Source organism: Methanospirillum sp. (assembly GCF_035560735.1).
Classification (GTDB): domain Archaea; phylum Halobacteriota; class Methanomicrobia; order Methanomicrobiales; family Methanospirillaceae; genus Methanospirillum.
Window position 1 is genome coordinate 1 of the sequence record NZ_DATMYY010000133.1, and the last position, 4,368, is coordinate 4,368.

General features: G+C 45.7%; 7 protein-coding genes. 5 read left to right on the plus strand and 2 right to left on the minus strand.

Annotation, left to right across the window (positions count from 1 at the left end):
* The 3 genes from VN429_RS04090 to VN429_RS04100 all read left to right on the plus strand — a co-directional run.
* A partial coding sequence (locus tag VN429_RS04090) for a tetratricopeptide repeat protein (RefSeq protein WP_325630076.1) occupies nt 1-681 on the plus strand: 681 nt, incomplete at its 5' end.
* Between the two features lie 181 nt (nt 682-862).
* The gene (locus VN429_RS04095; protein WP_325630078.1) at nt 863-1,144 is read left to right on the plus strand and encodes a flavodoxin family protein; all 282 of its coding nucleotides are present in this window, start codon (nt 863-865) and stop codon (nt 1,142-1,144) included.
* Nucleotides 1,145-1,450, plus strand: a complete 306-nt coding sequence (locus VN429_RS04100; RefSeq protein ID WP_325630080.1) for a hypothetical protein — start codon at nt 1,145-1,147, stop codon at nt 1,448-1,450.
* A 148-nt stretch (nt 1,451-1,598) separates the two neighbouring features.
* Here the strand turns inward: VN429_RS04100 and VN429_RS04105 are convergent, their stop codons facing one another.
* Nucleotides 1,599-1,916, minus strand: a complete 318-nt coding sequence (locus VN429_RS04105) for a hypothetical protein (RefSeq protein ID WP_325630082.1) — start codon at nt 1,914-1,916, stop codon at nt 1,599-1,601.
* Nucleotides 1,917-1,930: 14 nt separating this feature from the next.
* Entirely contained in the window at nt 1,931-2,158 is a 228-nt protein-coding gene (locus tag VN429_RS04110) for a hypothetical protein (protein WP_325630085.1), read from the minus strand.
* 115 nt (nt 2,159-2,273) lie between these two features.
* Between VN429_RS04110 and VN429_RS04115 the strand changes: the two genes are divergently transcribed.
* On the plus strand, nt 2,274-3,086 hold the full coding sequence (locus VN429_RS04115) for an FHA domain-containing protein (protein ID WP_325630087.1): 813 nt from the start codon (nt 2,274-2,276) through the stop codon (nt 3,084-3,086).
* Between the two features lie 180 nt (nt 3,087-3,266).
* Nucleotides 3,267-4,358: a serine/threonine-protein kinase gene (locus VN429_RS04120; protein ID WP_325630089.1), complete on the plus strand. Its 1,092-nt coding sequence runs from the start codon at nt 3,267-3,269 to the stop codon at nt 4,356-4,358.
* The last annotated feature ends 10 nt before the right edge of the window (nt 4,359-4,368 follow it).

A 4,368-nucleotide genomic window follows, 5' to 3' on the forward strand; every position in this document is an offset into this window, starting at 1 on the left:
CTCATAAGCCGCCAAGGAGAGCCTATGCACTACAAGAAAACAAGAATAAAATTTGGTTACATGAGGAATGTAATGCTGTATATGTGTGGTTTTCTGGCAGTGATTTTTTCAATCACTCCCCTGGCATCAGCTGAGGATGGATATACCCAGGGTTGGCTTGGTGCCCCGGACTGGGTTCTTGACCGGACAGATACCAGTATTCTCCCTGATTTCTATATTCCCAGGAATATATCTGGCATAAATGAGGAGAATCCCACGGTATTATCATCGATAGCCAGAGGCAATCAACTTCTCGCAAGTGATTCATTCCTTGATGCTAAAAAGCAGTTCGAAGACGCAATCAGGCTGGAATCTAATTCATTTGATGCCTGGCTGGGTCTTGGGTATGCACTTGAAGGATCTAAACGGTATCAGTCAGCAATAGATGCATATAAGACTGCCAACTCTTTGTCTGGTAGTGAAGACTCTGCATGGGCAGCGTATGCTGGTCTTGGCCGGGTCTCATTGATACTTGGACAATACCAGGCCGCAGAACAGGCGTTTCAGACCGCTATTGAGATGATAGACGACACCGGGTATTCAGATGCAGAGGACAGGCAGGCTCTCGAAAATGGACTCGCCGAAGCCAGGCAGAAACTGGGAGGAGGATATGGGACTGTGTTCTCACGCAGTACGACATAAACAGAGAACAAAGATTGCCATCAATGATTCCGGTAATTTCTAAAAGATGGATGAGAATTACCTGATATCGTTTTCTTACTTAGTTTCTGGGCGAACTCGCGTACAGACATACAAGCGCAATTCAACCTTATTGTTACCAGGAAAACAATAGGGTGATAGAGATAGAGGTTTTTCACCAGATGTGCAAGAAGGTACAATGAAAGTCATCGGATTTATTGCGAGCCCGCGAAAAGAGGGCAATACTGCCTGGACAGTACACAAAATACTCGAAGGTGCGAAAGAACAAGGTGCCGAAACTGAATCCTGGTGTTTTAATGATCTTGACATCAATCCATGTCAGGGTTGTTTTGGCTGCAAAAATGGGGATAAAGGTTGTGTCATCAACGATGATATGCAGATACTTTATGATGCTATTGAGCATGCCGATGTCCTTGTTCTTGGTTCACCGGTTTACATGGGATAGATGAGTGCACAGGCGAAGATATTTACTGACAGGTTGTTCGCGCAATTCTCTCCACGATTCTCCCCGTATTTCAAGGAAGAAAATGCAGGTAAAAAACTGATACTTGTGTTTACTCAAGGCAATCCTGACTCAAATATGTTCCAGTTGTATTTTGATTATACGAAAAAGATGTTTGAGCTACTGGAATTTGATGTTAAAGGGGTGCATGTCGTTGCCGGTATGCGAAACAAATCGGCACATGAAAGAGAAGATCTCCATTTTTCCATGAAGAGTCTCGGTTCATCGTTGGCTTTGGAACAATTTTAGAGATAATTGGAGATCAATTGCGATGAAAGGGGTATCATGTGGTTTCCAATGATATGCGAAGTATCTGATGCAGAGTTCACATGATATTCTGAATGTCTAGACCTAGTCCGAGATACATATTCCAGTATCATGTGCATTATTTAGCCTTTCATCGAATGCTATGTCCCTGGCTTTCTGGTTCTGAATGCCTGCCATTACCGGATCCGTTAGGACATATACCGCACTTCATACCGGCTCCGTCCCGACCCGAGGTTCCGTTATGCGGGCAGTTTTCATATATACAGGATCCATTCCCGGTCCCAATCTGCTGACCAGAACCATACTGATGAGCATGATATCCAGCCTGATTTCCCGTCCCATCAACAGGACTTGTTTTTCCTGCACCTGATGCCGGAAGGGCGACGATCAAAATGATCAGAACAGAAATGAGAGTTATCCCCAGAATACCAAGGATTCTTTTGTTCATTATCTCAAACCTCGTTATTGTTCAGATTTTCCATACTGTAATCCAGTCCCATCTCTGGGTGGTGTATGGTTGTTTGGGCAGTCAGCCTGAGTACCGTCCTGGTTGGGACACACACCAGTACCAGCTGTTCCTGAACCATTCCGTAGCATCTGTCCATTTCCATTCTGTCCGGCTGCTGATACCGGAAGAACAGTTGCGAGGGCGATAAGACTCACGATGAGGATTAATACAATTGCTTTCATGATTTATCTCCGCCTGGGCGGTGTATAGATACACATAATCCCGTCTGCAATAATAGGGCCTAAAATGGGATCTGTTCTCCCTCTAAACCCGGAGGTTATCAGGGGTAGAGATGATATGATGAAAAGACCAATCAACAAGGAACTGATTGATATGACATCTGAAAATTCCCAAGATCGGACGATCCTTTCTGGTTCAGATCCTGAGTTCATCGCAGAGCTCTCTGAATACCTTGATGTTCTGGCTAGTCCGGTCAGACTTCAGATGTTGTCTTTTATGGGAACCAAACCCCGGACTGTCAGGCAGGTAGCCCATGAGATCTCCACGAGTTATGAAAACACCAAAAAGCATCTGACCCGTCTTCTCACTCTCGGACTGATCAGAAAAGAGATTGGGGTATCTGATGAGCCGATAAATCATGGCCAGCCGGTATTTTACTACTCTCTCATTCCCGGTGGCCTGGATCAGGCCATCCGTAACCTGGCCCTTTTCTCCTCTGTCTCCGAATCAGGAATATCTGACCTTTCTGACCAAATTGAGGCTGCAAAGAAGGGACTGCGGGAGATATCTCCTGGAACCGGTCCTGCTCTTTCCCTGACAAATGGCTCTGAAAGCGGACGCAGGTATGAATTAAGGAGCGAATTATACCGGATTGGAAGAGGTGAGGAGACAGAAGAGGTTCTCTTCACTGAACCGGCAATCATCCTTGGAGATGAATACCGGTCAGTAAGCCGTGCTTCGCGACCTCATGCCTGGCTGCGAAAAAGGGTCGGTGTCTGGACTCTAGAGGATGGGAACAGCAAAGGTGGTACATATCTCAATGGCAAACCAGTCTCACATGATCCTGTACCGCTCAAAAATGAAGACCTTATAGAGCTCTCACCAGGATCTCTGGGAGCAGCCTTTTTATTTCTCTCAGGAAATTCCTGATCAATTATTGCCATGAAGACCACAATATTTCCAGGATATCAAACTATCAAAACAAAACCTGAATTACACAATCAGGTAATCTGGGCTCTCAATCTGGTACTTGCTGGGTTGTACGTGGTCGTGATACTCCTTCTATTGTCTACTCCTGTACATCATGGAAATAGAGGTATGGGTGGAGATATGGAACATGGAGAAAATGAAGGAATGGGTAATGCGGCGAACCTGTCTCTTCCTGTTATGTATATCTTCTTTTCATTGCTTGTTGTCCTGCATCTGGTTATGCTGTACAAATCGTATCTTTCATGGCACCTTATTATGTCAGTCGTGCTTGGTCTGATCATCTCCTCGACCCTGATGCTCTCTCTTCTCTTTTTCGTCAGGCAGTACGCAAATCTTCTTCAGTTTACATATCCGTTCCCGTCTCTGGTCTATGGTTCACTGGGACTCTCGTTTGTTCTCGGAATGTACGGGGTGACCGATCTTGTCAGGAAAAGACACCAGATAGAGGGATATGAAAAAAGCATGACGCCTTCATCCTTTCCTCTTCCAGCAAACCGGTATAGAAATGTCAGGATCCTAACTGAGGGAGGGGTTGGTATCATCTGGTATGCAGAACGGATCTCTGATAATCTTGCAGTAGTAGTCAAAGTTCCACGCCGGGTTGATGAAAAGACAGGGATGTCGTTTATGCAGGAGATAAGTGTGTGGAAAGATCTCGATCACCCGCATATTGCAGCAGTGTTATCAGCAAACATACTCCCTGTTCCCTATATTGAGATTGAATACCTGCCCGGAACACTTGCAGATATTGAAATGCCGGTTGCAACTTCCAGGGCGCTGCAGATCATCAGAAGCCTTGTGTCAGCCCTGGTTTATGCTCATGAGCGGGGAGTGGCCCATTGTGATATCAAACCCTCAAATATTCTGCTCACAAGCGATGGATATGTGAAACTGACCGACTGGGGGCTTGCCAGGTCAGGTTCATCCCGATGGTCGGTATCTGGTTTCTCTCCGAGGTATGCAGCTCCTGAGCAACATCAACAGGCATCGGACTGTGGATATGGTACAGATATCTGGGAGATTGGGATGGTATTTTCAGAGCTTCTGACCGGTAACGCAACCATTCCAACAGGTAGTGAACCGGTATTTTTACAACGGGAAGGTGCTGAAATCCTCCCGATTATACAGAAATGCCTGGCATCCAGCCCTGGTGACAGATATTTGTCAGTAAAGGCACTCCTGGAAGACCTGGATATGCACATTCGCCGATGATATATTGTAC

Bases quoted from the DNA above. Each gene is read 5' to 3' on its own strand.
- VN429_RS04100 (WP_325630080.1), top strand. From the start codon at position 1,145: ATGAGTGCACAGGCGAAGATATTTACTGACAGGTTGTTCGCGCAATTC.
- VN429_RS04105 (WP_325630082.1), bottom strand. From the start codon at position 1,916: ATGAACAAAAGAATCCTTGGTATTCTGGGGATAACTCTCATTTCTGTT.
- VN429_RS04110 (WP_325630085.1), bottom strand. From the start codon at position 2,158: ATGAAAGCAATTGTATTAATCCTCATCGTGAGTCTTATCGCCCTCGCA.
- VN429_RS04115 (WP_325630087.1), top strand. From the start codon at position 2,274: ATGATGAAAAGACCAATCAACAAGGAACTGATTGATATGACATCTGAA.
- VN429_RS04120 (WP_325630089.1), top strand. From the start codon at position 3,267: ATGGAACATGGAGAAAATGAAGGAATGGGTAATGCGGCGAACCTGTCT.